We start from the raw sequence: 25,569 nt of genomic DNA, 5'->3' as shown, positions 1-25,569 counted from the left end.
CGGTTCTTCGCTCCGACCCTACGTGCGACCGATCGGTAACGGCACGTCCACGGTGGCGCCTGGGATCAGAATACCCCCGGGGGTACCTCTGCTACGGTGGTGAATATACCCCCCGGGGTAATTCCCGCGATGGGGTTCGCAGGACGTCCCAGGACTTCCGAGAACCTCCGAGGACCTCCGAGAACCTCCGAGGGGTTCACCGTGGCTTCACGAGCAGAGGGAGGAGTGCCGCCATGCACTTCGTCGACCGCATCGACATGCCGGGACTGGGCAACCGCGGCTATCTGGCGGGTGGGCCGCGTCGGGCCGTCGTCATCGATCCGCCCCGGGACATCGACCGGGTGATCGAGGCGGCCGCCCGGCGGGGTGTGCGCGTCACGCACGTCGTCGAGACGCACGTCCACAACGACTACGTCACCGGCGGCCTGGAGCTGGCCCGGATCACCGGCGCCGCCTACCTCGTCCCGGCCGGTGCGCGGGTCGCGTACGACAGGGTGCCGGTCACGGACGGGGACAGCGTGGAGATCGACGACGGGCTGGTGCTGCGCGCGCTGGCCACTCCCGGGCACACCCCGCACCACACCGCGTACGTTCTCGAGGAGGACGGCGCGGCCGTGGCCGTGTTCACCGGGGGTTCGCTGCTGATCGGCACGGTCGGGAGGCCGGACCTGGTCGAGCCGAGGCTGACCGGGGGGCTGGCCCGGGCGCAGTACGAGTCGGCGCACCGGCTGGCCGCCGAGCTCCCGGACGAGACGGCGGTGCTGCCCACGCACGGCTTCGGCAGCTTCTGCTCCGCCGGGACGGCCACGGGCGACGCCACGACCATCGGCCGGGAACGCGTGGTGAACGAGGCGCTGGTCAAGGACGCCGACGCGTTCGTCACAGAACTGCTCGCCGGGCTCGACGACGTGCCCGCGTACTACGCCCACATGGGCCCGGTGAACTCCGCGGGCCCCGCGCCCGTCGACCTGACACCGCCGGCCCCGGCGGACGCCGTGGAGATCGCGGCGCGGCTTGCCGCCGGGGAGTGGGTGGTGGATCTGCGCAACCGGGTCGCGTTCGCGGAGGGGCATGTCGCCGGGTCGGTCAACTTCGAGGCGACGGGACAGCTCGCCACCTATCTGGCGTGGCTGCTTCCGTGGGGCAGGCCGGTGACGCTGCTGGCCGAGTCGGCGGCTCAACTGACGGACGCGCAGAGGGAACTGGTGCGGGTCGGCATCGACCGCCCGGCCACCGCCTCGACGGGATCCCCCGCCGCCTGGCTACGCCCGGGCGAGCAACCGCGCACATTCCCGCGCGCCACGTTCGCCGACCTGGCCCGACAACTCGGTGTCAGCGAGGAGACGTCGGCATCCGCCGACACCGCCCGGCCGGCCGCTGCCACGGGCACCCGCCTCGCCCGTCCACGCCCTGCCGAACACCCGCACACCTCGTACACCGCCCGGGCGGAGGAGGGGCGCGGGGAGGTCGTGGTCCTGGACGTGCGGCGCGACTCCGAGCGTGCCGGTGGCCACATCGCGGGTTCGCTGCACATTCCGCTCCACGAGGTGCGCGACCGGCTCGCGGAGATACCCGACGGGACGGTGTGGGTGCACTGCGCGGGTGGCATGCGGGCCGCGATCGCCGCCTCGCTGCTGGACGCCGCTGGGCGCGTCGTGGTCGCCGTCGACGACGGCTTCGCGGCCGCCCGTGAAGCGGGGCTCCCCATGGCCAGGGTCACTCCGGCCGAGGCCCTCGAGCTGATCGGCGCGGACAGGGCGGCCGTACTTCTGGACGTCCGTGAGGCCCGGGAGTGGGAGGCCGGGCATGCCGTCGGGGCGGTGCACGCCCCGCTGTCGGCGCTGGCCGCGGGCGCCTTGCTGCCGGGGTCCACGCAGAGGCGTCCGCTGATCGCGATCTGCCGCTCCGGCAAGCGCTCCCGGGAGGCGGCGGCACTGCTCACGGCGCGCGGCGCGGAGGTCGCGGACGTGATCGGCGGGATGCGGGCGTGGACGGAAGCCGGCCTGCCGGTGACCACCGGGGACGGACCGGGTGCGGACAGGGGCCGACCGCCGACGACCACCAGTGAGGCGCGGGCCGACTCGGGACGACCGACCACAACCACGAGCCGGCCACCGACGGAGTCTCGCGGCAATGGCGGACCAGCGACGTGAGTGCGTACGTTCTCGCCCTGGTCGCCGGGGCCGTGACCGGTCTCGCGCTGGGGGCACTCGGGGGTGGTGGCAGCGTGCTGGCCGTGCCCGCGCTGATCTATCTGCTCGGGTTCACCCCGGCCGCGGCCACCACCGCGAGCCTGGCCATCGTCACCGTCACCTCCGCCACCGCGCTGGCCGCGCACGCCCGTGCGGACACCGTCGAGTGGCGGGCCGGGGCCGTGTTCGCGGCGGCGGGGCTGGTGCCCGCGACGCTCGGCGGGGCGGTCAGCGGGTATGTGCCGTCCGCCCTGCTGACCGGCGCGTTCGCGGTGGTCGCCGGGCTTGCCTCGTACCGCATGCTGCGCCCTTCCGTCTCCGTACTGGAGGGAGTGCCGGTGCGGCCGGTTCAGGTCGCTCAGGCGGGCGCGGGCCTGGGGGCGGTCACCGGGGTGCTGGGTGTGGGCGGCGGTTTTCTCGCCGTACCGGCGCTGGTGAACGTCGTGGGGCTGCGCATGCGGGCCGCCGTCGGGACGAGCCTGCTGGTCATCACCGTCAACTCGCTGGCCGCACTGCTGGCACGGGCGGGTACGGCGGCCCGTGTCGACTGGGCGCTGGTCGCGCCCTTCGCGGCGGCCGCGATCCTCGGCGCGTGGGACGGCAAGCGGCTCGCGGGCCGCGTATCGGGGAGCCGGCTTCAGCGGATCTTCGCCTGGGTGCTGCTGGGGGTGGCGCTGCTCATGCTGGCCGACGCGATGGTGTGAGCACCGGTCGCCCGCCGCTCACCCCTCGAACTTGCCTACGCCAGCGACAGGAACAGCTTCTCCAGCCGGGCCCGCATCTGCTCCTTCGTCTCGCCGTTCCGCTCGGCCGCCTCCACGTCGGTCAGGCACTGCTGGAGTCCGGTCGCGATGATGGCGAAGCCCGCCCGGTCCAGGGCGCGGGAGGCGGCGGCGAGCTGGGTGACGACCTCCTCGCAGTCGCGGCCCTCCTCGATCATCCTGATCACACCGGAGATCTGCCCCTGCGCCCGGCGCAACCGGTTCAGCACCGACTTGAGCTCATCGCCCTCGAACTGCAGTTCCACAATCACTCCTCTATATACCCTTGGGGGTATTTTACCTCCCCCGAGGTCCACCCCACGAAAGGATCCCAGCCACTCATGGCCGCTTCCGTCGCCCTCGACACCGACCAGGCCCGTATCCGCCTGCCGCAGTTGACCGTCGTCGATGTCCGCACCCCGGGCGAGTATGCCTCCGGGCATCTGCCGGGCGCCCTCAACATCCCCCTGGACCACCTCCGCCGCGCACTGCCCGCCCTCAAGGAGGCGGCGGACGAGCGTGAACTGCTCGTCGTCTGCGCCTCCGGCGCCCGCTCCGAGTCCGCGCGCTCCGTCCTCGCCGACAACGGCGTCCCGGCGCTGACCCTCACCGGCGGCACCCAGGGATGGCAGGAGCGGGGCCTTGAGCTGCAGCACCCCGCGACCGAGGCCCGCGCCACCTGGTCCATGGAGCGTCAGGTCCGCTTCGCCGCAGGCGGCCTCGTCCTCGCGGGCCTGGGGCTGGGCCGCGTGCACCCCGCCTTGCGACTGGTGTCCGCAGGTGTCGCGGGCGGTCTCGTGTTCTCGGCCGTCAGCAACACCTGCGGCATGGCCCACCTGCTGGCGAAGCTGCCGCACAACCGGCCTCGGCCCGCCGACCTCGACGCCACCCTCACCGCGCTCGCGCGGCGGCCCCGGAAGCGCGGTGAGTCCATGGGGTCCGCCGCAGCGGTCGACCGCGTCACGGACGTCAGCGCATGAAGTCCCGGACGGCCCGGGCGAGTTCACTCTCGTCCAGGCCGTCCGGGCCACCGAGGGCGAGCAGCCGGTGCGGTACGTGGACGAGCGTGCCGGCGATGTGATGGGCCGAGGTGCCGCGTGGGCAGGGCTCCACCAGGACCACATCGGCGTGCTCCGCGGCGAGCACGGCGGTGCGCAGCCCGACCTCGTCGAAGGGGCGGACGACGGCCGTGTAGAGGACGGCGAGGTCCAGCCCGGCCGTGGCCCGCAGCACCGGGTCGAGTGTGGCACCCACCGCGAGGACCACACCGGCGCCTCCATCCCGGATCAGTTGGAAACCGTCTGTCGCGCCGCGCCGCGGTTCGGCGTTGGACTCGGCGGACACATGGATGTACGCGCGCTCAGCACGCGCCGTGGCGGCCAGTACGGACTGGCGCGCCTCCTCCGCGTGGCCCGGGGCGTACACGGTCCAGTCGGGACGGGCGGCGAACCTGGCGAGTTCTCCCGGCACACCGAAGCCGACGAGGACCTGGGCGTCCGGGCGGACCTCGTCACGCCCCGGGAGCGGCAGGGCGTCGGCGGCGGCGAGCAGCATGTCGGAATGCACGGAGTCCTCCTGGGTAAGAGCCTGATGCAAAGCATGAGGAATTCATTAAAATAAGGGGCGGTCGCACCCCGTCCACCTGTTTCGGATTCCCTGGGATTCTCCCACTCAAGCAGCGTTTTCCCGCCTTTAACAACTGCGGGAAAATGTGGTTGTTTCTTTGCCCCGACCAGGCGGGCAGGTGGTGTTGACCCGTGTCACGTCGTGCTTTTCTTGTCCGTACTCAACAGCGGTTTCATGGAAACGAGTCGCACGGATCGGGAGGGAAGTGCCGATGGCCGGTATCCCGGAGGACTGCACGAATCGTCCTTTTGTCCATCTGATCGCGGGGCCGACGGGGGCGGGCAAGAGTGCCGCGGCCAATGATCTGGCCCGGGCCACCGGAGCCCCGGTCGTCGTCGCCGACCGGCTCCAGTGCTTCACCGACCTGGCCACCACCAGCGCTCGCGCCGGCGGCGAGGCCCCGGATGTGCGGCGGTACTGGCTCGCGGACCGGACCGTCCCCGACGGCGACCTCGGCGCGGTCGCGGCCGCCGACTCCCTGTTCGACCTGGTCGAACGACTGGGCGCGCGGCACCGGTTCGTGATCGTCGAGGGCGGTTCGATCTCTCTGCTGAAGGTACTGGCCGAGCGCTGCGCCGCGCTCCCCTGGCAGCTGTCGGTACAGGTGCTGCCGCTGCCCGCGTACGGCGACTACGTCGAGGCGCTCACTCGCAGGGCGCTGACGATGCTCACCCCGCCGACCCCCGACCGCAGCCTGCTGGAGGAGCTGGCCGAGCTCTGGGCCGATCCCCGGCAACGGCGTTTCGCGGCGTCCGTGAACGGTTTCGAGGCCGTCCTCGAATGCTGTGCGAAGTACGCACTGGATGTAGAGACCATTCACAAACAGGCACTGCCCGACCCGATACGGTCGCGAATGGCCTCCCTCATCGCCCTGCGGCATGCGGAGCACGGCATTCTGCAGAGTCGCGTGTTCACCGAAACTTTCGAAAAACAGGTCCCGGTCCCGGTATTCGATCCGAGTGTGCTGGAGCGTGCCGCGTGAAGAAAGCAACCGGCGTCATCACCCGGCCGGATTCCCTGTTTCCGTTCCCGGAGTTCACCGCCGACGCGGGCCCGGCCGCCGACGACTTCGGTCATATCGTCGGTTCACGGCCGCTGGGCGTGTTCGCGCCCCCGTCCGTGGCCGCTCTGCGGGACTTCGTCGCGCTGGTCGGGCCCCGGGGTCTGCCCGTCACCGCACGGGGCGGTGGGTACTCCGTCTACGGCCAGGGCCAGGCGGAGGGCGGGTTCGTCGTCGAACTGAGCGCCCTGGACGAGGTGCGCTGCGCGCCGGCCACGCGGACGCTGACCGCCGGAGCGGGCGCGAGCTGGAGCGAGGTCGTCCGGACCGCCCTCGCCGAAGGGCTCACCCCGCCCGTGCTCCCCGACCATCTCGGCGGCAGCGTGGGCGGACTGCTGAGCACCGGCGGCCTGGGCGGGTCGAGTCACCGGCACGGCCTGGTCGCCGACCACGTGAGGGAGTTGGAGGTGGTCACCGGCGCCGGTGACCTGGTGACCTGCTCGCGCGAGCGCCGCCCGGACCTGTTCGACGCCGTACTGGCGGGACTCGGCCAGTGCGCGGTGATCGTAAGCGCCACCCTCGAGCTGGTCCCCGCACCCACCCTGGTCCGGCGCTTCCGTCTCTACCACCACTCCCCCGGCACCTTCTTCGCCGACCAGCGCGCACTGGCCCGCGACGACCGCTTCAGCCATGTGTGCGGCCAGGCGCGGCCCGCGCTCGGCGGCACCTGGGACTACATGATCGAGGCGGTGGTCCCGCACACCCGACAACTGCCCTGCGACGACACCCTGTTGACCGGCGGGCTCGCACACGACCGCAACACCGAGGAGATCGAGAACCTCTCGTACGAGGAGTTCGTGCGGCGCATGGACCGTGACGAGCGGATCCTGCGCACCACGGGCGAGTGGCAGCGCCCGCATCCCTGGCTCACGCTGCTCCTCCCGGAGGAGGCCGCCGCCGGCTTCGTCCCGACGGTGCTGGCCGACCACGCGCAGAGCGGTCTGCGCGCCTGCGGAGTGGTCCAGCTGCGTCCGCTCACCTCCCGGACCTTGCGTGCCCCGCTGCTGCGCAGGCCGCCCGGTGACCTCCTGTGCCTGCTCTCCCTGATGCGTACGGCGCCGCCGGGCGCCCCCGAGAACGTACGGGAGGCGGTCGCCGCCAACCGTGCGCTGTACGAGCGGGCACGCGAGCTCGGCGGGGTCCTGCACCCGACCAGCGCGCTGCCGATGACCTGCGGGGACTGGCGGGCGCACTTCGGCCCCGCCTGGGAGACCCTCACCCGCGCGAAGAACCGCTACGACCCGCACTCCGTCCTCACCCGGGGGTACGGACTGTGGCCGTGACCTCCGTCACCGTCTTCTGCGGTGCCTCCCCCGGGCACCGCCCCGCCCACCGGGAGACCGCCGCCGCGCTGGGCCACGCCCTCGCGAAGGTGGGCCTGCGTCTCGTCTACGGCGGCGCCCGCACCGGACTCATGGGCGCCCTCGCGGACGCCGCGCTCGACGGCGGCGGCACGGTGACCGGAGTCGTACCGCGCCGGCTGCTGCCGTACGAGATCGCGCACGAGGGGCTCAGCGAGCTGGAGGTCGTGGCGGACATCCATGAACGCAAGGCGCGCATGGCGGAGTTGGGCGACGCGTTCGTGGCGCTGCCGGGCGGGCTCGGTACGGCCGAGGAGTTGCTGGAGGCGCTCGCCTGGGCGCAGATGCGCATTCACCGCAAGCCGTGTCTGCTGCTCGACCCGTGCGGCTTCTACCGTCCGCTGCTGGCCTTTCTCGAGCACGCGCGGGACGAGGGATTTCTGCATCCAGGGGACCTGGAGCGGATCGTCGTGTGTACGTCGGCAGAGGAGGTTGTCGAGCAACTTGTCGAGTCAGGCTGCCGGTTGTCCGACGAGGAGGCTTCTGAGGTGCCAACTTCCCCGGCTCCTGCGACTTTTCGTGGGCGGACCGCGTTCCTGTTCTCGGGCGCGGGGTCGCAGCGGCCGGGGATGGGGCGTGAACTCCACGACTGCTTCCCCGTGTTCGCGGCGGCACTGGAAGAGGTGTGCGCGGGACTCGACCCGTACCTCGACGTGCCGCTGCTGGACGTGATGTTCGCCGAGGCCGGGACGCGGACGGCTGCCCTGCTGGACCGGATGGCGTTCGGCAATCCGGCGATCTTCGCCCTCCAGGTCGCGCAGTACCGGCTGCTGGAGAGCTGGGGTGTGCGTCCGGACGTGCTCTTCGGCTACTCGGCCGGGCGGATGGCCGCCGCCCATGCCGCCGGGGTGTTCTCGCTCGCGGACGGCTGCCGGGCGGTGGGCGCCCTGTCGCGGCTCATGGGTTCGCTGCCGAGCGGAGGCGCGATGGCGGCGCTCGAGGTGTCCCCGGAGGAGCTCCGCGCGCGGCCCGGTGTGGTGGTCGCCGCGGTCAACGGGTCCCGGGCGGTGGTGGTTTCGGGCGACCAGGACGCGGTGCGTGCCGTACGGGAGGAGTGGGAGGCACGCGGTCGGCGGACGGGGGCGCTGCGCACCGATGTGGCCGCGCACTCGCCGTGGCTGGACCCGGTCCTCGACGATTACCGGCGCACCCTGGAGACGCTGGACCTGCGTGCCCCGCGCCTGCCCCTCGTCTCCGACATCTCGGGCAAGCCGGTCGGCGGCGAGGCCGCGACGGCGGAGTTCTGGGTGCGGGAGCTGCGCGAGCCGGTCCGATTCGCCGATTCCGTCGGCCTGTTGGCGCGGGACGGGGTGGGCACGTATCTCGAACTCGGCCCGGGCGAGGTGCTGGCCGGGCTGCTCGACGGCTGTCTGCCGGACGACGACACGGCACCCGTCATCCTCGCGACGGCCCGGGACTGGCGGACGCTGCGACGGTAGGGGCACCGCACCTCCCCACGCCGTCGACGTAGGGTGAATGCCCGCCCCGACTGCCTCCCGAGGAGCGCCGTGAGCATCGCAGAGCCGAACGCCGGTCCGCCGCCCGCCTGGCGGCTGCTCCTCGGCTACGTACGACCGCACCGATGGACCCTTCTGGTGGGCGCCCTGCTGTCGCTGGCCACGGGTGCCGCCGGGCTGGCGCTGCCGCTGGTCGCGCGGGGGCTCATCGACGACCTGTCCCACGACCGGACGATCACCGGGGCGCTGCTGCTGATGTCGGCGCTCGTCGTCGCCAACGCGGCGCTGGGCGCGCTCGGTTCGTACGTACTGCGGCGCACGGCCGAGTCGGTGGTGCTCGGCGCAAGGCGGGCGCTGTCCTCCTATCTGCTGCGGCTGCGGATTCCGGCCGTGGACAAGACGGAGCCCGGCGATCTGATGGCCCGGGTCACCTCGGACACCACCCTGCTGCGGGAGGTCACGACCGACTCGCTGGTCGGCCTCGGCACCGGCGGTCTCACCCTGGTGGCGACGGTCGTGATGATGGGCCTCGTGGACCCGGTGCTGCTGGGCGTCACCCTCGCCGTGATCGTGGGGGCGGGAACCGTGCTCGGGGTGATCGTCCCCCGTATCAACAAGGCGAGCCGGCGTGCGCAGGACGCCGTCGGTGTCATGGGCGCCTCGCTGGAACGGGTCCTGGGCGCGCTGCGCACGATCAAGGCGTCCGGCGCCGAGCATCGGGAGGAGGAGCGGCTGCACGCGGCGGCCGAGGAGTCGTGGCGGCAGAGTGTGAGCGCCGCCAAGTGGTCGGCCGCGGCGGGCAATACGGCCGGTCTCGCGATGCAGATCGCCTTCATCACGGTGCTCGCGGTGGGCGGCGCGCGAGTCGCCACGGGCGCGGTCGAGGTCGGCACTCTGGTCGCGTTCCTCCTCTACGTCTTCTATCTGATGTCGCCGATCCAGCAGGTCGTCGGCGCGATCACCCAGTACCAGACGGGCGCCGCGGCCCTCACCCGTATCCAGGAGGCCCTCGCCCTGCCCGCCGAACCCTCGTCGGCCCACCCCGTGCCGCTCCCGGCCCCCGACGCCGAACCGGCGGCACTCGCCTTCGAGGAGGTCCGTTTCCGCTACGCCGACGACCTTCCGTACGTGCACCACGGGGTGACGTTCGCCGTGCCGGCCCGGGGCATGACGGCGTTCGTCGGCCCGTCCGGCGCGGGCAAGACCACCGTGTTCTCGCTCATCGAGCGTTTCTACGACCCGGAGTCCGGTGTCATCACGCTCGACGGCCGGGACACCGCCGACTGGGAACTGACCGAACTGCGTTCCGCGATCGGCTATGTCGAGCAGGACGCGCCCGTCCTGTCGGGCTCGCTGCGCGACAACCTGCTCCTCGGCAGCCCGGAGGCGGACGAGGACGCGGTCACGCATGTGGTGAAGACGACCCGGCTCGACGGTCTGGTGGCCCGGTTGCCGCGCGGGCTCGACACCCTGGTCGGGCATCGCGGCACCAAGTTGTCGGGCGGCGAGCGCCAACGGGTTGCCATCGCCCGCGCGTTGCTGCGCCGCCCCCGGCTGCTCCTGCTGGACGAGGCGACCTCGCAGCTGGACGCGGTGAACGAGGCGGCACTGCGCGACACGGTCGCGGACGTCGCCCGTACGACGACGGTGCTGGTGGTCGCCCACCGGCTGTCGACGGTCACGATGGCGGACCGGATCGTGGTGATGGACGCGGGGCGCGTGCGTGCGGTGGGCACGCACCGCGAACTCGTCGCGGGGGACCCGCTGTACGCCGAGCTGGCGGCGACGCAGTTCCTGGCGACGGCCGGCTGAGGGCACGCGGGTCGGTCGGCGCTCAGCTCTCCAGCCTGCGCAGCCGTTCCGTGTCGCAGGTGCGGGGGCAGGTGAAGCAGGCCTCGTCCGGGCGGATCGTGTAGTAGAGGCAGCAGCCGGCGCGGGTGCGGGTCGGGTGGCGGTGCCCGGCCGTGTCGGTGAGGTGGCGGAATTCGGCGCCACCGGGGTACGGGGAGACTGCGGAGGGCAGCAGGTCGGTGGCCGCGCGGACGGCGTCGTCCTCCTGGCCGAGCACCCGCCCGAGGTACCAGATCCCGGAGACGAGGTCGTCGGAGACCATGCCCCACAGGGCGCGCGAGCCCCGGCGGGCGACCGGGCCCAGCGCCGTGAGCAACGGGGCCATGTGGTCGGCGACGGCGGAGCGCAACTCGGCGCGCAGCGCCTCCTCGTGCGGGAGCACCGTGACTCCGGGGAGCGCGGCGGCTGGGTCGCCGGGCAGACAGGACAGGGCGGATCCCGGTGTGATCTTGTACACGCCGGTGGCGAGGTCGAGGCGGACATCCTCGGGCCGGATACGCGGCACGCGGCGCTCCAGATACCAGACGCCGCTCATCAGCAGGCTCACCGACCAGGCGTAGTCGTGGAGGGCGCGGGACGCGGCGACATGAGGGCGTGCGGTGTGCTCGTAGCGCTCCTGGATCCGCGCCGCCTCGGCCCCGACAAAGGCATCGAGGGTTTCCTGACTCACCGTCAACTCTGCTGCCGGAACACCCACTTGAGCGCCCGGCGCGCCCGGTGCCACGACCTCCGCGGCGAGCACCCCGCAGACGTCGGTGAGCCGCCTGTAGGCGCCGCCGAGGACGAGCGCGACGGCGGCGGTCGGCGTGGTCTCCAGGGTGACGCTCATCGGTACTCCTGCACAGAGGGGCCCCACATAGGGTTAGATAAGGCTTACCTTACTAGCGAGATCGCAAGGCGGTAACCAGGCATGCCCTCATCTCGACGATCAAGGACCGTGCACGTCACAGGCCCTTCATGGCTGATTGAAAAGTAAAGCATGCCTAACCTAAGCTCCCGGCTCGTGACTGCGACCCAGCGGGGCGCGCCGACCGGTGTGCCCTTCCGCGCCCTGAAGCACATCCCGATCCTTCTCGGCGGACTCGGGGCCCTGGCCCTGTGCTCCGCGCTGAGCCTCGCCCTCGGCGCGCGCTCGGTGCCCCTGTCGACCGTGGCCGACGCGCTGTTCGGCCACGCCCAGGGCAGAGACGCGCTCGTGGTGACCGGGCTGCGGCTGCCGCGTACCGTCATCGGGCTCGCGGTCGGTGCGGCGCTCGGGGTCGCCGGGGCCCTCGCCCAGGGCATCACCCGCAACCCGCTCGCGTCGCCGACCACCCTCGGCATCAACGCGGGCGCCGGATTCGCGGTGGTGGTCGCCATCTTCGCGCTGAAGCTGAACGACCCGGTCGAGTACGTGTGGTTCGCCTTCGTGGGCGCTGCCGGTGCCGCCCTTCTCGCCCAGTCGCTGGCCCGCCGGGCGGGCGACATCGACCCGGTACGGCTCGCCCTCGGCGGCACGGTCCTCCAACTCGTCCTGCTGTCCTGGACGTCGGCGGTCATGCTGCTGAACCAGCGCACCCTGGACGAGGCCCGCTTCTGGCTGGCCGGCTCCCTCTCCGGACGCACTCTCGACACCCTCTGGCCGGTACTGCCCACGCTGCTGATCGGCCTCCTGGTCGCGCTCGCGGTCTCCCCAGCCCTCAACGCCCTTGCCCTGGGCGACGATTCGGCGCAGGCACTGGGCGTCCCGGTGGCCCGGATCCGTCTCGCGGGCGGTGTCGCGGTCGTCCTGCTCGCCGGTTCGGCGGTCGCGGTGGCGGGCCCGATCGCGTTCATCGGCCTGGCGGCACCCCATCTCGTACGCCCCCTGGTGGGCGGCGACCACCGCCTCCTGGTCCCCGGCTGTCTGATCGCCGGCCCTCTGCTCCTGCTCTCGGCCGATGTCCTCGGCCGACTGGTGATCCGCCCCTCGGAACTCGAGGTCGGCATCGTGAGCGCGTTCCTGGGCGCGCCACTGCTGGCGCTGCTGGCACGGAAGGTGGCCTCATGACCGTCGCCGCCCACTTCGCGCGTACGACGTCCGGTTCCCGAAGCCGGCCGAGCCGCCGGGTGCTGCTGTACGCCGGCTGCGGGGTCGTCGCCGTCCTCGTCCTGCTCACCGTCGCCCTCACGACCGGCGAGATGGGCATGCCGGCCGGTACCGCGCTGCGGGCGCTGGTCGGGGTCGGGGACTCGGGGGACGTGCTGGTGGTGCAGCAGTTCCGCGCGCCGCGCGCCTTCGCCGCGCTCGTCGCCGGGGCGGGGCTCGGGGTCGCCGGGTGTGTGCTGCAGCGGCTGTTCCGGAATCCGCTGGCCTCGCCCGATGTCATGGGCGTGACCGGCGGGGCGTCGCTCGGCGCGGTGTCGCTCCTCGCGGCCGGGGCCTCCCAGGCGCTGATCCCCCTGGGCGCGCTGGCGGGCGGACTGCTGTCCGCGTTGCTGCTCGGCGTGTTCGCCTGGCGCTCGGGGGTCGCGGTGACCCGGCTGGTGCTGACCGGGCTCGCCGTACAGGCGGGGCTCGCCGCCGCCGTGAACCTGCTGATCGTGCGCTTCCCGGCCGAGCTGGCCGGCTCGGCGCTCCAGTGGACCACCGGTTCGGTGTACGGGCGGACGTGGACGGAGGTGTGGGGAGCGAGCGGCGCCATGGTGGCCGCGCTCGCCGTCACCCTCGTACTGCACCGACGGCTCGCCGTACTGGACCTCGGGGACGACTCGGCGGGCGCCCTCGGGCTCAACACGTCCGCCGCACGATTCCAACTGCTGTTCATCGCCGTCGTGTTGGCGTCCCTCGCCGCCGCGCTCGCCGGTCCGGTGACGTTCGTGGCACTCGCCGTGCCGCACATCGTCCGCTTCCTCACCGGCCCGCCGACCGCCGTCTCACTGGCGCTGGCCGGTCTCACCGGGGCCGTCCTGCTGCTCGCCTCCGACCTGGTGGTCCAGCATCTGCTGCCCGTCGAGGGACTGCCCGTCGGCGCGGTCACCGCCACGCTCGGCGCGCCCTGGCTGCTGGTGCTGATGTTCCGTCAGAGCAAGTCCGTTCACAGGAGTCACGCATGAACGCCCGGCCGGACACCACCAACGAGTTGCGCACCGAGGCCCTCGACCTGCGCTACGGCGACCGGCTCGTTGTCGGCGGGCTCGACCTGACTCTCCCGGGCGGCGCCGTCACCGCCATCGTCGGCCCCAACGCCTGTGGGAAATCGACCCTGTTGAGGGGACTGAGCCGACTGCTCGCCCCCGCCTCGGGCACGGTCACCCTCGACGGCTCCGACATCCACCGGATGTCCGCGAAGGCGCTGGCCCTGCGGATGGGGCTGCTGCCGCAGCAGCCGGTCACCCCGGAGGCGATCACCGTCGAGGCGCTCGTCCGGCTCGGCCGGTATCCGCACCAGCGGCTGCTGGCCCCCTGGTCGACGGCCGACCAGCGGGCGGTCGACGAAGCGCTCGAGCGCACCGGCACGACCGCGCTGCGTGCCCAGCCCGTGGACCGGCTCTCCGGGGGTCAGCGTCAACGCGCCTGGATAGCCCTGGCGTTGGCGCAGGACACCGAGCTGCTCCTGCTGGACGAACCGACCACCTTCCTCGATCTGCGGCACCAGCTCGACGTACTCGATCTGGTCGCCGACCTGCACGCCGAGGCAGGCCGCACCGTGGTGATGGTGCTGCACGACCTCGGACAGGCCGCCCGCTACGCGGACCACATGGTGGTCCTCAAGGACGGCCGACTCGCCGCCGCCGGCCCACCCGCCGACGTGCTCGACGCGGAGCTCGTCAAGTCCGTGTTCGACGTGGACTGCCGGGTCATCGCCGACCCGGAGACCGGCACCCCGCTGGTCATACCCAAGGGCAGCGCGCTGCGGCACACCGCCGCGACCGCGTGACACACCCGCTCACCGTTTCCCGTTCACCGTTTGTCGACAGAAAGACCTGCCCCCCATGCACAACAGCTCTCCCCTGCCCGGAATCAGCCGGTTCGGCCGTCTGGGCAGACTCATCGCGGTCCTGCTCGCCGTCGTACTCGGCACCGCCGTGCTCGCCGCCTGCGGCAGCGGTGACTCCGACAGCAAGGGCACGGACACCTCGACGAAGGCCGCCGCCGACACCGCCGGATTCCCGCGCACCCTCAAGACCGTCATGGGCGACGTGAAGATCCCCGCCAAGCCGAAGCGGGTCGTCGTCCTCGACACCGGCGAGCTGGACGACGTCACCCTCCTCGGTGTCGACCCGGTCGGCGCTGTCGCCCCGCACTTCAAGTCCGAGGGCGGCTTCCCGACGTACCTGAAGGGCGAGTTGAGCGGCACGAAGGACGTCGGTCCGCTCCTCGAGCCGAACCTCGAACTGATCGCCTCGCTCAAGCCCGACCTGATCCTGTCCTCGAAGGTCCGTCACGAGGCGATCTACAGCAAGCTCAGCGCGATCGCGCCGACCGTCTTCACGGAGACCACCGGCGGCGTCTGGAAGCAGAACCTGAAGGTGCACGCCGAGGCCCTCGGCCTGGAGACCGAGGCCGCGGCCAAGCTCAAGGTGTACGAGACGCAGGCCAAGGCGCTCGGTGAGGCCATCAAGGCGAAGAACAAGGGCACCATGCCGACCGCGTCCGTGGTCCGCTTCATCGCCGGTCCGACCCGGCTCTACCAGTCCAACTCCTACAGCGGTGTCGTCCTGAGCGACATCGGTCTGGTCCGCCCGAAGTCGCAGGTCTCGACCGACCCCACGGTCACGATGAAGGACGTCAGCCCGGAGCAGATCGACCAGGCCGACGCCGACCTGATCTTCGTCACCGCCGCCGACACCGAGGACAAGACGCAGAAGCAGCAGGTCGTCACCAACCCGGTCTGGAAGAGCCTGCCCGCCGTCAAGAACGACAAGGTCTTCGAGGTCCCGGACGAGATCTGGATGTCCGGCATCGGGGTCCAGGCCGCCGAGCAGATGCTCGCGGACGTCGCCAAGGCCACCGGTGTGGAGCTCCCGAAGAAGTAACTCCCGCTGTACGGGAGCGGGGCGCGCCCTTCTGCACGCGCCTCGCTCCCGGGTCCTCGACCCGGGCCACAACCCCCCACCCGCTAGCGGAAGTTGTTCCACACGCCATGCGTCTTTACCTGCTCGCCCGCAACCCCACCGACTCCGTCACCGAAGGCTTTCTGCCCGCCGCCGCCCGTCTCGGCCTCGATGTCACCGTCCTCACCGACCAGCCCGACGCCCACCGGGCCGTGTACCCGGACGTGGAGATCGTGGAGTGCGACGTCCGTGACTTCAGGGCCGTCGTCACCCGGATCTCGACGCATCACCGGCCCGACGCCGTCTTCAGCAACAGCGATCACCTCCAGACCCAGGCGGCCCTGGCCGCCGACTACTTCGGACTGCCGGGCAAGGACTGGCGGGCCGCGCTGGCCTGCAAGGACAAGGCCGAGATGCGGCGCCGGCTCGCCGCCGCGGGCGCGGACACCGTGTGGTCCGCCGAACTGACCGGGACCGGCGCCGTCGAGTCCGTCGCCCAGGCCGCGCCGTACCCGTGTGTCATCAAGCCGCGCGAGGGCGTGGCCAGCGAGGACGTGGTCCGCGTCGAGAACCCGGAGCAGCTTCGCATCCGCGCCGAGGAGATCTTCGCGCGGCGGCCCGGTGCCGTACTGGTCGTCGAGGAGTATCTGCCCGGAGAGCTGTACACCCTGGAGACGCTCGGCGACGGCAAGCTGCGGCACGTACTGGGCGGTTTCCACACCGAGTTGTCGCCGCCGCCGTACTTCATCGAGGAACGGCTCGTCTTCGTCCCCGACCATCCCGAGCCGGTCGTCGACCAGATACTGGCCCAACTGGACGCGCTGGGCGTCGGGTTCGGCGCGTGCCACACCGAGTTCGTGGTGCACGAGGGGCGCGCCCGGATCATCGAGGTCAACTACCGTGCCATCGGCGACCAGGTCGATCTGCTGCTGGCCCGGCTGCTGGAGATCCCCCTCTTCGAGCACATCCTGCGCACCCACCTGGGCGAGCCTCTCCCGGCCGACCTGGGTGTCCGCCAGGGCGGTGCGGCCCGGCTCGAGTACCCGTGCGCCGACCGCGCGGGCATCCTGACCTCGGCTCCCGCGGCCACCGAACTCACCGTCGACGGCGTGATTCTGACGTACCGTCCGCTGCGTGCGGTGGGTGAACGGCACGAGCTGTACCGCACCAACCGCGACTATGTGGGCGTGCTGCGGGCCACCGGCACCGACCAGTCGACGGTCGACCGGGTGTCGGCGCAGTTCCTGGCGGCACAGCGCTGGGAGGTCCAGCCGTGACCACCACCGCTCCCGCTCCCGCTCCCGCTCCCGCAACCATGACTAGCGACGCCGCCGAGGCGGAGCTGCTCACCCGCGTTCTCAGTGCGCTGCTCCGCGAGGACGTCGTCGGCCTGCGCACCCTCGGCACGCTCACACACCGCCCGGACGGCCTGTGGCTCCGCCTGGCGACCCCCGGCGACCACGCCCTGCTGCTGCCGCTCACCGAGGACGGCTTCCAGTGCGAGTACGCCGCCCGACTCCCGCTGCTGGTACGCGAGTCGGACGGAGCCGAGCTGACCTCGTACGACACCGTGCTCGCCGCGCTGCGCGCGCTGGCCGACCCCGTGGACCGCGACGGCTTCGACGCCTTCACCGAGGAGTGCCGGCAGACCCTGGCCACCCTGCGGTTGCACGCCGCGACCCGCGTGGAGGCCGCCGACCAGTTGACGGTTCGTCATGGCGCCGACCCGGCCGACTGGACGGGCCTCGATGCCTCCCTGGCGTACGACACCCTCGCGGCCCGTATCGACCATCCGGTGTATCCGACCGCACGCGGCCGGTCCGGGCTGGCGGAAGAACAACTGCGCGCGTATGCGCCCGAGTTCCACCCTCGTTTCGCCTTGCGCTGGCTCGCCGTGCCCCGGGAGGCGGTGACCCTCACGGGTGCGCTGCCCGAGGTCTGGCCGACGCCCGCGACCCTCGGTATGGAGGATCTGGAGGGCACGCATCTCGCCCTGCCCGTGCACCCGTTGACCGTCGGCGCCCCGCTCGACGAGGCACTGCGCGTCACCGGCCTCGCGCAACGCGCCCGGCTCGCGGAGCACGGGTACCTCGACGTGGTCCCGACGCTGTCGATGCGTACCGTCGCGGTCGCCGCCGATCCCACCCTGCATCTCAAACTCCCCCTCGCCACAGCCACGTTGGGGCTGCGCAACCGGCGCTCCATCAAGCCGGGCACACTCGTCGACGGCGCCGCCGGGCAGCGGCTGGTCGAGCGGGTCGTCGGACGCGAACCCCGCTTCCGGGACACCGTCCTGCACGCCGACGAGACCACGTACGCGCACGCCGGACACGAACTCCTCGCCGTCCTGTGCCGCCGCTACCCTGCCGGTCTCGACAACGCCGCCGTCGTCCCACTCGCGGCCCTCCTCGCCGAGGCGCCCGGCGGACGGCTGGTCGTCGACCATCTCGCCGACCGCTTCCACGCCGGCGACCCGCTCGCCCTGCTGGACGCGTGCCTCACTCTCCTCTTCGACTGGCAGACCACCCTCTTCGGCCACGGCATCGCCCTGGAGTCGCACCAGCAGAACGTCTCACTGGTCCTGGGGCCCGAACCGAGCCGGGTGCGGCTGCTGTTCAAGGACAACGACGGCCCGCGCATCAACACCGAGCGGCTCGCCGGCGTCCTGCCGGGGCCGTGGGGCTTCGACGACGAACGGACCTACGGCACCGAGGACGATCCGGTCGCGGACGTGTTCGCCACCATCACCGTCCATCTGTGCGCGGGCGCCTACGCGTTCGGGCTCGCCCGGCACGGCCGCGCCCCGCTGCCCACGCTGCTGAGGCTGGTCCGCGACCGGCTCGGCGAGGCCGTCGACCGGCTCGGCGGTACGGCCGCCGCCGTACTGCGCACCCGGATCCTCGACGCGCCGCACCTGCCCGTGAAGGCGATGGTCAGCGCCGGAACCCTGCTCAGCAAGGACCGTTCGGGCGCAGCGGACATCAACAAGCACTACACCACCGGCCCCAACTACCTTCTCCACGCGGGCGCCCAGGCCATTCAGCACACAGGCGACGCCGTATGAGCGCCGAGGCCTGGCGTCTGCCGAGACGCTCCTCGTTCGGCCGCAGCCATGTGCACGCGGTGGCCGGCTGCTACTTCGTCGCGTCGTTCGCCGCCCTCGGACTGCCCCCGTATCTCACCCAGATCCTCCCGGAGTTCGGCGACGGCTCGGCGCGCTGGGCCGGGGTGCTGTACGTGGTTCCCACGGTCTTCGGCGCGCTCGGCGCCCCCTTCTGGGGCCGGCTCGCCGATCGCTTCGGCCGCAAACGGCTACTGTTGCGCGCTCAGTTGGGCCTCACCGTCGCCTTTCTGCTCGCCGGCTGGGCCGACTCCCTGGCAACGTTCACCGTCGCGCTGATCCTGCAGGGGGTCCTCGGCGGAACCTTCGCCGCCTCCAACGGCTATCTGGGCGCCGCGCTGGAGGGGTCCGCCCTGTCGAAGGCGCTCACGCTGATGCAGGGCAGCGCCCGGGCCGCCCTGGTCGTCGCGCCGATCGTCGTCGGTGCCCTGTCCGGCTGGCTGTCGCCGCACCGCCAGTACGCGCTGCTGGCCGTACTCCCGCTGACCGCCGCCCTGTTGCTCGCCGCGCTGCCGGAGCCGAGCGAGGAGGGGCCGGCGGAGTCCATACCCGGGACCACCGTGTCCGCGCCCGCGTCCGCACCGGTGGTCTCCCTGCGCACCCTGTACGCCCTGGAGTTCGCGTTCGTGTTCTCCACCGTCATCTCCTTCCCCTATCTGATCTCCCTGGTCGAGGACCAACTGCCGGGCACGTCGGCGACCTTGTCCGGTGTCCTGTTCGCCCTCCCCCACCTGGTCTATCTGGTGTCGGCGCTGGCGGTGCACGCCGCGGTCCGGGACCGGCCCCGGACCGGGATCGTCCTGGGCTTCGCCTGTATCGCCCTCGGTCTGGCCGGACACGGCGTCGCCGACTCGCTGTCCGCGCTGATCGCCGTACGGCTGGTCCTCGGGGCGGGGCTCACGCTCGGCCTGGTGTCGCTGTCGGTGCTGGCCGCCGACTGCGCCAAGGGCCGTGCGCCCGGCGGGATGTTCGGGTCGCTGGAGTTCTTCTCCAAGGCCGGAGCGGTCGCCGCCGGACTCGCCGCGGCTGCGGGCAGCGCCCGTTTCGGCCCGGCCGCGCCGGTGCTGACCGGCAGCGGAGCCGCCGTACTGACCGTGCTCGCCGCCCCCTTCCTCCTCAACCCCCACTCGCACCGCGCCCGTTGGAGCCGTTGATGCCCTCGCTGACCGACTCGCCCGACACCACCGCCGCCCCCACCGATCCGACCACGGTCGAACTCCCCACCGCCGACGACGTGGTGACCCACACCCTCCTCAACTGCCTGCTGCGCGAGGTGTCGGGCCCGGAACGCCAGACCGTCGTCGACGACGGCCACCTGCTGCTGCGCCTGCCCCGCCGCGGAGTTCTCCTGCGGGTCGGCCTGCGCCGAACCTCGCTCCTGGGCGCCCACCGCTTCACCGGCCCGGTGAGCGAGCGGGCCGACGACGGCTGGGGCGTGGTGGACTGGCGCCGACTGGCCGAGTACACGCGCGACGAGCTGACCCTGCGCACCGGGCAGCCCAACGACGAGTTCCTGGCGCAGATCGCCTCCAGCCACCAGGCCGTCACGGCCGCCCTGGCCGGGGAGCGCCCCACCGAACCGGCGGCCGACCATCTCTCCGCCTACCTGGCCTCCGAGCAGTCCCTGCTGTTCGGACACCGCTTCCACCCCACCCCCAAGGCCCGCACCGGCGACCCGCGCGCCTGGTCGGCGTACGCACCGGAGACCGGGGCCGTCTTCCCGTTGCGGCACCTCGCCGTCCGCGCCGACCTGATCGCCGAGGAGTGCGCCGCCCCCTGGGCCGCCGCCGCGCTGGACGGCCAGCGCACCGATGTCCCCGACGGTTACCGGCTGCTGCCCACGCACCCCTGGCAGTACGACACTCTGCGCGAACACCCTTTGCTGCGGGCCGCGTTGGAGCGTGGCGACATCCTGGACCTCGGCCCGGGCGGCCGCCCCTTCGCCGCCACCGCGTCGGTGCGCACCCTGTACGACGGCGAGACGTTCCTCAAGTTCAGCCTGAACGTGCGGATCACCAACTGCCTGCGCAAGAACAGCAGTTACGAACTGTCCGGCGCCGTCGCCCTCACCCGGGCCCTCGCCCCGGCCCTCACCGATCTGGCCGGACGCTTCCCCGGCAGCGCGGTGCTCCGCGAGCCCGCCTACCGCACGCTCGCCCTGCCGGGACCCGACGGCACCGCGGACCGTGAGCTCTTCGAGGGTTTCGGCGTGATCGTCCGCGAGGGCCTCCCCCGCCACCTGGCCCCGGGAGCAACTCCCCTGCTCGCGGCGGCTGTTGCCGACGAATACCCCTCGAGCCCCGCGCACATCTCCCGACTGCTGTCCGACGCGGACGCGGACACGGCCCTCGACTGGTGGTCGGCGTACCTCGAACTGCTGGTCCCACCGGTCCTGGCCGCCTACTTCGACCACGGGCTGGTCCTGGAACCGCATCTCCAGAACGTGCTGATCTGCGTCGACGCCGACGGCCGCCCCGTCCAGGTGCTCTTCCGCGACCTGGAGGGCACCAAGCTGGTCCCCGAGCACCACACCGACACGCTGACCGCCATGCCCGCCGAGGTGGCGGGCCCGATGACGTACGACGCGCAGCGCGGCTGGGACCGGGTCGTCTACTGCCTGCTCGTCAACCACATCGCCGAGCTGCTCGCCGCCCTGGCCGACCTGCACCCGCAGGCCGAGGCCGCCCTGTGGGGGCGAGTGCGCGACACGCTGCAGTCCTGCGCCGACCGTTTCGACCGCCCGCCCCGGCTGGCCGCACTGCTCGCCGGGGTGCCGCTGCCCGCGAAGGCCAATCTGCTCACCCGCTGGGAACGAAAGGCGGACCGCGAGGCGGGATACGTTCGGCTGCCGTCCCCGCTCGCCGAGGACATCCTGCGCGACACCACCCGGAGCACCCGATGACGTTCGCCGTGCGCGACTTCGCGCTGTCCCTGCCCGCCACCGAACTCCCGGCGTACATCTACGACTTGACGGAACTGTGCGCCCACGCGGCGATGGTCCGGGCGGCGCTGCCCGAGCGGGTCGAGCTGTACTACGCGGCCAAGGCGAACCCGGAGCCGGAGATCCTGGCGGCGCTCTCGCCGTACGTCGACGGCTACGAGGTCTCCTCGGGCGGCGAACTCTCCCATGTCGCCGACGCGGTGCCGGGCCGGCCGCTGGCGTTCGGCGGGCCCGGCAAGACGCCGGACGAGGTACTGACCGCGCTGAAGCTGGGTGTCGACCGGTTCCATGTCGAGAGCGAGCACGAGCTGCGTATGCTCGCCGAGCTGACACGCCAGGCCGGCCCCGAGCGCCGGGTGGCGGTGCTGGTGCGGGTCAACATCCCGGTGTCCGACGGCTCGTTGGCGGGCAGCTCGCTGACGATGGGCGGCCGGCCGACCCCCTTCGGGCTGGACCCGGCCGGGGCCGCGCCGGTGTTGCGGGCGCTGACGGACGGGACGTACCCACAGCTCGAGCTGCGCGGAATCCATGCCCACCTGGCGAGTGGGCTCGGCCCCCGGGAGCAGCTGGCGGTGGCGGAGTCCGTGGTCACCTGGGCGGCGGCGCTCGGGGTGCCTCTCACCGAGGTGAACGTCGGCGGCGGGATGGCCGTCGACTACGCCGCCCCGGCCGCGCTGTTCGACTGGGCGGCGTTCGGTGCAGGCCTGGCGGGACTGACCGAGGCGTACCCGGAACTGACCCTGCGCATCGAGCCGGGCCGGGCGCTGACCGCGTACTGCGGGTGGTACGCCACCGAGGTGCTGGATGTGAAGCGCAGCCACGGCGAGGAGTTCGCGGTCGTCCGGGGCGGCACCCACCATCTGCGCACCCCGGCGGCCAAGGGCCACGACCAGCCCTGCACGGTGCTGCCGGTGGACAGCTGGCCGCACCCGTGGCCACGCCCTGCGGCCGAGGATTCGCTGGTCACACTGGCGGGCCAGCTGTGCACACCGAAGGACGTCCTGGCCCGGCGCGTCCCGGCGCCCGGACTGCGGGCGGGCGACCGGGTCCTGTTCTCGCTGGCGGGCGCCTACGCGTGGAACATCTCCCACCACGACTTCCTGATGCACCCGAGACCCGGTTTCCACTTCCTGGGCACGGAGCCGGTGCCAGAAAGTCGATCGAAATAGCACACGCGTACGACATGCGTATGGGCCGCCCGGTCCGGCCGGGCGGCCCGCTTGCCTTCAGTCCTCGAGACCCTGGATGCGTGTGTGCGTCAGGCCTCGATACCCGGCAGCAGGCCGGTCACGGGGGCGGCCAGGTCGGTCAGTTGGTGCAGCTGGTTGAGGTCGTTCAGACGGTTGAGCGAGCTCAGCTGGTGGGAGACCCGGGGCAGGTCCTCGTGGTACTGGGCGGGAATCTCGCTCGCGGCGAGCGAGTCGAGCTGGGCGATCGGGTTCAGCTTGCCCGCGTTCTGGTCGGCGGCGGGAGCTGCACTGGCCAGTGGGGCGGCGAGGCCGGTGACGCCGACGGCGAGACCAACGGCGGCGGCGATTCGTCGTGTTGAGATCATGTACTCATGAACGGCGCGCGCCCCGCCCCCCGGACACGGGCACCCCGCCCCGCTCACCCGTCAGGCTCATCCCCGCTTCTGCGTTTGCCGAGCTTCCCGGGACGGAGGACGCTCGGGAGGAGAGGCCCCCCGCGGCCCGCGCCCGATCGGGCCGCGCCCCTCGGAGGAGGTCACCATGGGCACCGCGGCAAGCTCCACCTTCGACACCGAAGCACTGCGCCGGGGCATCGAAGGCCAGGACGCGGCAGCGCTACTGTCGCTCTACGCCGACGACGCCGAACTGCGCGTCGTCGACCACAAGACCCAGCCGAGCCACCCGATGGTCATGCACGGCCGCGGCGAGATCGGCGCCATGCTGAACGAGGTCTACAGCCGGGACATGACCCACAAGCTGGAGCAGGTCGTCGTCCAGGGCGACCAGGTCGCCTACACCGAGTCCTGTCTGTACCCGGACGGGGTCCGCGTCCTGGCCGGCTCGATGATGTCCCTGCGCGACGGCAAGATCGTCGACCAGACCGTGCTGCAGGCATGGGACGAGGAGGGCGGCTGAGGCCGCCGTCGGCCGGGCAGGGTGCGGCACGGACGGCCCGCGGGCGTGATCAGCGCACCCAGGCGCTGTAGTCCACGACGTCACCCTTCTTCAGGCCCCACTGGGGCTCCGCGACAGAGGCCGTGTTCTCCAGGCCGAGAACGGTCCCGGTGGCCGGGTCCATGATCACCATCAGGCGGGAGCCGCGTCCGTCGTACACATACGCCTGACCGGGCCGTCCGAGCCGGTCCGTCACCCGGCCGACCGGCCGCAGTCCCTCGGCGTCCGCGAGCAGCCGGGCGACGGCCGCGTCCTCGCGCGCGCCGAGGGTCCAGTGGTCGAGCAACACCTTTACCGCGTCCAGGAGTTCGGGGGTGGTCAGTGGGGTGGGTTGGTGCTGCGCCTCCTGAAGGTAGGCCTTCAGCCGCCCAGGGTCGTGCGGGGGCGGCGACTCGGGCGGGGCGTCGCTCCAGCTCGGCCCGAACGTCTGCTCGCTGATCACATGGCCGTCCTCGACCATCCCGTCCTCCCCCTCGCTGAGCACCGGTCGGCCGGGATGCCGTGGGTCGGTCGCGACGACCAGTTCCGTATGGCTCGCGTCGGCCCGCCATCTGACGACACGCTCGACGGGCAGGGTGATCGGGGGCTTGTCCTCGGACATGCCCATGCTCCAGGTCTGTACGTGGGTACCCTTCCGGAGTTTCGGTGAGCCGTCCGAGCTTGCTGCCGCGTCGGCGATCTCCACCATCCTGGTCAGGGGTACGGGAGTGGAGCCGGCCTGTACGAGGAGCGGGCGGGGTGCGGCGACCGCCGGGACGGTGTTCGGGCCCGCGAGAAGCAGGGCCGTCACGGTCACCGCGACGGCCGCGACGGTCGCGAGGCTCCAGGCCCAGCGCAGACGACGGCGTCGGCGGCCGAACGGGCCCCGGCCGTGCAGCAGTTGGTTGAGCCGGCGTTCCGCGTCGTGGTGCAGTGGTCCGTCGCCGAAGTGGGGGCCGTCGGCGGGCACCGGGTCGGCGCCGCGCAGCAGGTCGAGTTCGTCAGGCATGGCCGTGTTCCTTCGGGGAGTTCACGTCGGCGGCGAGCGCGGGGCGTATCCGGTCGATCTCGGCTCTCAGACGGCGCCGGGCCCGGTGCAGCCGCATCGCCGCCGCGCGCGTACCGCAGTCCAGGGCCACGGCGACCTCGTCGACGGCGAGTTCCTCCCAGGCCGTCAGGCGCAGTATCTCCTGGTCGGCGGGGGTGAGCCGGGCGAGCGCCTCGTGCACCCAGGCGCCCGGCGACTCGGCGTCGGGGCTCGCCACGACCTGCCTGCCGTGCGCGGTCTCGTCGTTGCCCAGCCGGTCGACGAGCCGACGGCGCCGGCCCTGGCCGCGCACCGCGTTGGCCAGACAGTTGCGCGCCACGCCGTACAGCCAGGGCAGTGGGGTGGCGGGCAGGTCGCCTCGGCGGCGCCAGGCGACGGTGAACACGTCCGCCACCACTTCCTCCACCTCGCTGGTACGGCCGTCCAGTCGCCGAGCGACATAGCGGCTGACCGCCCAGTAGTGCTCGCGATAGGCAGCGGCGAAGGTCTCGTCGTTGCTCATGTTCTGCTCGTGTCCGGCACTCGGCGGATCGTCACACCCGTTTCCGTGATTCTCGTCGCGTCCTTCGAGTGTGACGTCCGGGGCGGGCGCGGACACAGGCGGGGCGTGAAGACCATCAACCTCGAACCCCGCACCACCGAGAGCCCCAGAAGTGTCAAGTGGTTGACGACCACGGACCACAAGACGATCGGCACGCTGTATCTGGTGACGTCGTTCGCGTTCTTCTGCATCGGTGGCGTGATGGCGCTGTTCATGCGCGCCGAGCTGGCCCGGCCGGGTCTGCAGATCATGTCGAACGAGCAGTTCAACCAGGCGTTCACGATGCACGGCACGATCATGCTGCTGATGTTCGCGACGCCGCTGTTCGCCGGCTTCGCCAACTGGATCATGCCGCTGCAGATCGGCGCGCCCGACGTCGCGTTCCCGCGGCTGAACATGTTCGCCTACTGGCTGTACCTGTTCGGCTCGACGATCGCGGTCGGCGGTTTCCTCACCCCCTCCGGGGCGGCC

24 protein-coding genes are annotated in these 25,569 nt (G+C 72.1%); 18 read left to right on the top strand and 6 right to left on the bottom strand.

The window, feature by feature from the left end; all coding sequences use genetic code 11:
- The first annotated feature begins 233 nt into the window (after nucleotides 1-233).
- On the top strand, nucleotides 234-2,153 hold the full coding sequence (locus tag PV396_RS31195) for an MBL fold metallo-hydrolase (protein WP_319210362.1): 1,920 nt from the start codon (nucleotides 234-236) through the stop codon (nucleotides 2,151-2,153).
- Entirely contained in the window at nucleotides 2,150-2,896 is a 747-nt protein-coding gene (locus tag PV396_RS31190; RefSeq protein ID WP_319210361.1) for a sulfite exporter TauE/SafE family protein, read from the top strand. Before PV396_RS31195 ends, PV396_RS31190 begins: the two co-directional genes overlap by 4 nt.
- A 35-nt stretch (nucleotides 2,897-2,931) precedes the next feature.
- On the opposite strand, the gene PV396_RS31185 is transcribed toward PV396_RS31190, so the two are convergent.
- Nucleotides 2,932-3,219, bottom strand: coding sequence for a metal-sensitive transcriptional regulator (locus tag PV396_RS31185; protein ID WP_319210360.1), 288 nt, complete (start codon nucleotides 3,217-3,219; stop codon nucleotides 2,932-2,934).
- A 75-nt stretch (nucleotides 3,220-3,294) separates the two neighbouring features.
- Between PV396_RS31185 and PV396_RS31180 the strand changes: the two genes are divergently transcribed.
- Nucleotides 3,295-3,933 (top strand): rhodanese-like domain-containing protein, encoded by a 639-nt coding sequence (locus PV396_RS31180; protein ID WP_319210359.1) that lies wholly within the window; start codon nucleotides 3,295-3,297, stop codon nucleotides 3,931-3,933.
- Here PV396_RS31180 and PV396_RS31175 read toward each other — a convergent pair.
- Nucleotides 3,923-4,519, bottom strand: a complete 597-nt coding sequence (locus PV396_RS31175; protein WP_319210358.1) for a transketolase — start codon at nucleotides 4,517-4,519, stop codon at nucleotides 3,923-3,925. The genes PV396_RS31180 and PV396_RS31175 overlap by 11 nt on opposite strands.
- Before the next feature lie 271 nt (nucleotides 4,520-4,790).
- Here PV396_RS31175 and PV396_RS31170 point away from each other — a divergent pair, with 271 nt between their 5' ends.
- The 4 genes from PV396_RS31170 (at nucleotide 4,791) to PV396_RS31155 (ending at nucleotide 10,269) form a co-directional block, all read left to right on the top strand.
- A complete protein-coding gene (locus tag PV396_RS31170) occupies nucleotides 4,791-5,561 on the top strand; it encodes an isopentenyl transferase family protein (RefSeq protein ID WP_319210357.1) in 771 nt (256 codons plus the stop codon).
- On the top strand, nucleotides 5,558-6,922 hold the full coding sequence (locus tag PV396_RS31165) for an FAD-binding protein (RefSeq protein ID WP_319210356.1): 1,365 nt from the start codon (nucleotides 5,558-5,560) through the stop codon (nucleotides 6,920-6,922). Before PV396_RS31170 ends, PV396_RS31165 begins: the two co-directional genes overlap by 4 nt.
- Complete coding sequence (locus PV396_RS31160) at nucleotides 6,919-8,439, top strand: TIGR00730 family Rossman fold protein (protein WP_319210355.1); 1,521 nt, start codon at nucleotides 6,919-6,921, stop codon at nucleotides 8,437-8,439. Before PV396_RS31165 ends, PV396_RS31160 begins: the two co-directional genes overlap by 4 nt.
- Before the next feature lie 69 nt (nucleotides 8,440-8,508).
- Nucleotides 8,509-10,269, top strand: a complete 1,761-nt coding sequence (locus PV396_RS31155) for an ABC transporter ATP-binding protein (RefSeq protein WP_319210354.1) — start codon at nucleotides 8,509-8,511, stop codon at nucleotides 10,267-10,269.
- A gap of 22 nt (nucleotides 10,270-10,291) precedes the next feature.
- Here PV396_RS31155 and PV396_RS31150 read toward each other — a convergent pair whose 3' ends face one another.
- A complete protein-coding gene (locus tag PV396_RS31150; protein ID WP_319210353.1) occupies nucleotides 10,292-11,137 on the bottom strand; it encodes a (2Fe-2S)-binding protein in 846 nt (281 codons plus the stop codon).
- 207 nt (nucleotides 11,138-11,344) lie between these two features.
- Between PV396_RS31150 and PV396_RS31145 the strand changes: the two genes are divergently transcribed.
- The 9 genes from PV396_RS31145 (at nucleotide 11,345) to PV396_RS31105 (ending at nucleotide 22,555) form a co-directional block, all read left to right on the top strand.
- On the top strand, nucleotides 11,345-12,337 hold the full coding sequence (locus PV396_RS31145; protein WP_319210635.1) for an iron ABC transporter permease: 993 nt from the start codon (nucleotides 11,345-11,347) through the stop codon (nucleotides 12,335-12,337).
- Nucleotides 12,334-13,383, top strand: a complete 1,050-nt coding sequence (locus tag PV396_RS31140) for an iron ABC transporter permease (RefSeq protein ID WP_319210352.1) — start codon at nucleotides 12,334-12,336, stop codon at nucleotides 13,381-13,383. The genes PV396_RS31145 and PV396_RS31140 overlap by 4 nt, the downstream gene beginning before the upstream one ends.
- Entirely contained in the window at nucleotides 13,380-14,207 is an 828-nt protein-coding gene (locus PV396_RS31135) for an ABC transporter ATP-binding protein (protein ID WP_319210351.1), read from the top strand. The genes PV396_RS31140 and PV396_RS31135 overlap by 4 nt, the downstream gene beginning before the upstream one ends.
- 55 nt (nucleotides 14,208-14,262) lie before the next feature.
- Nucleotides 14,263-15,306 carry an iron-siderophore ABC transporter substrate-binding protein gene (locus tag PV396_RS31130; protein ID WP_319210350.1) on the top strand — a complete coding sequence of 348 codons (1,044 nt, stop codon included), beginning with the start codon at nucleotides 14,263-14,265 and terminating at the stop codon, nucleotides 15,304-15,306.
- A gap of 107 nt (nucleotides 15,307-15,413) precedes the next feature.
- Nucleotides 15,414-16,601: an ATP-grasp domain-containing protein gene (locus PV396_RS31125; RefSeq protein ID WP_319210349.1), complete on the top strand. Its 1,188-nt coding sequence runs from the start codon at nucleotides 15,414-15,416 to the stop codon at nucleotides 16,599-16,601.
- Between the two features lie 38 nt (nucleotides 16,602-16,639).
- Complete coding sequence (locus tag PV396_RS31120; RefSeq protein ID WP_319210348.1) at nucleotides 16,640-18,388, top strand: IucA/IucC family protein; 1,749 nt, start codon at nucleotides 16,640-16,642, stop codon at nucleotides 18,386-18,388.
- Nucleotides 18,385-19,599, top strand: a complete 1,215-nt coding sequence (locus PV396_RS31115) for an MFS transporter (RefSeq protein WP_319210347.1) — start codon at nucleotides 18,385-18,387, stop codon at nucleotides 19,597-19,599. Before PV396_RS31120 ends, PV396_RS31115 begins: the two co-directional genes overlap by 4 nt.
- Entirely contained in the window at nucleotides 19,599-21,347 is a 1,749-nt protein-coding gene (locus PV396_RS31110; protein ID WP_319210346.1) for an IucA/IucC family protein, read from the top strand. The genes PV396_RS31115 and PV396_RS31110 overlap by 1 nt, the downstream gene beginning before the upstream one ends.
- On the top strand, nucleotides 21,344-22,555 hold the full coding sequence (locus PV396_RS31105) for a type III PLP-dependent enzyme (protein WP_319210345.1): 1,212 nt from the start codon (nucleotides 21,344-21,346) through the stop codon (nucleotides 22,553-22,555). Before PV396_RS31110 ends, PV396_RS31105 begins: the two co-directional genes overlap by 4 nt.
- An 89-nt stretch (nucleotides 22,556-22,644) precedes the next feature.
- Here PV396_RS31105 and PV396_RS31100 read toward each other — a convergent pair whose 3' ends face one another.
- Nucleotides 22,645-22,941 (bottom strand): hypothetical protein, encoded by a 297-nt coding sequence (locus tag PV396_RS31100; RefSeq protein ID WP_319210344.1) that lies wholly within the window; start codon nucleotides 22,939-22,941, stop codon nucleotides 22,645-22,647.
- A gap of 175 nt (nucleotides 22,942-23,116) precedes the next feature.
- On the opposite strand from PV396_RS31100, the gene PV396_RS31095 reads away from it, so the two are divergent.
- Nucleotides 23,117-23,491 carry a nuclear transport factor 2 family protein gene (locus tag PV396_RS31095; RefSeq protein ID WP_319210343.1) on the top strand — a complete coding sequence of 125 codons (375 nt, stop codon included), beginning with the start codon at nucleotides 23,117-23,119 and terminating at the stop codon, nucleotides 23,489-23,491.
- 49 nt (nucleotides 23,492-23,540) lie between these two features.
- Here PV396_RS31095 and PV396_RS31090 read toward each other — a convergent pair whose 3' ends face one another.
- Nucleotides 23,541-24,518 (bottom strand): CU044_5270 family protein, encoded by a 978-nt coding sequence (locus PV396_RS31090; protein ID WP_319210342.1) that lies wholly within the window; start codon nucleotides 24,516-24,518, stop codon nucleotides 23,541-23,543.
- The gene (locus PV396_RS31085) at nucleotides 24,511-25,059 is read right to left on the bottom strand and encodes an RNA polymerase sigma factor (RefSeq protein WP_319210341.1); all 549 of its coding nucleotides are present in this window, start codon (nucleotides 25,057-25,059) and stop codon (nucleotides 24,511-24,513) included. The genes PV396_RS31090 and PV396_RS31085 overlap by 8 nt, the downstream gene beginning before the upstream one ends.
- A 105-nt stretch (nucleotides 25,060-25,164) precedes the next feature.
- Between PV396_RS31085 and PV396_RS31080 the strand changes: the two genes are divergently transcribed.
- A partial coding sequence (locus PV396_RS31080; protein WP_319210340.1) for a cbb3-type cytochrome c oxidase subunit I occupies nucleotides 25,165-25,569 on the top strand: 405 nt, incomplete at its 3' end.

This window comes from Streptomyces sp. ME02-8801-2C, from assembly GCF_033793965.1.
Lineage (GTDB): Bacteria > Actinomycetota > Actinomycetes > Streptomycetales > Streptomycetaceae > Streptomyces.
This window is presented reverse-complemented; position numbering and strand designations above follow the sequence as displayed.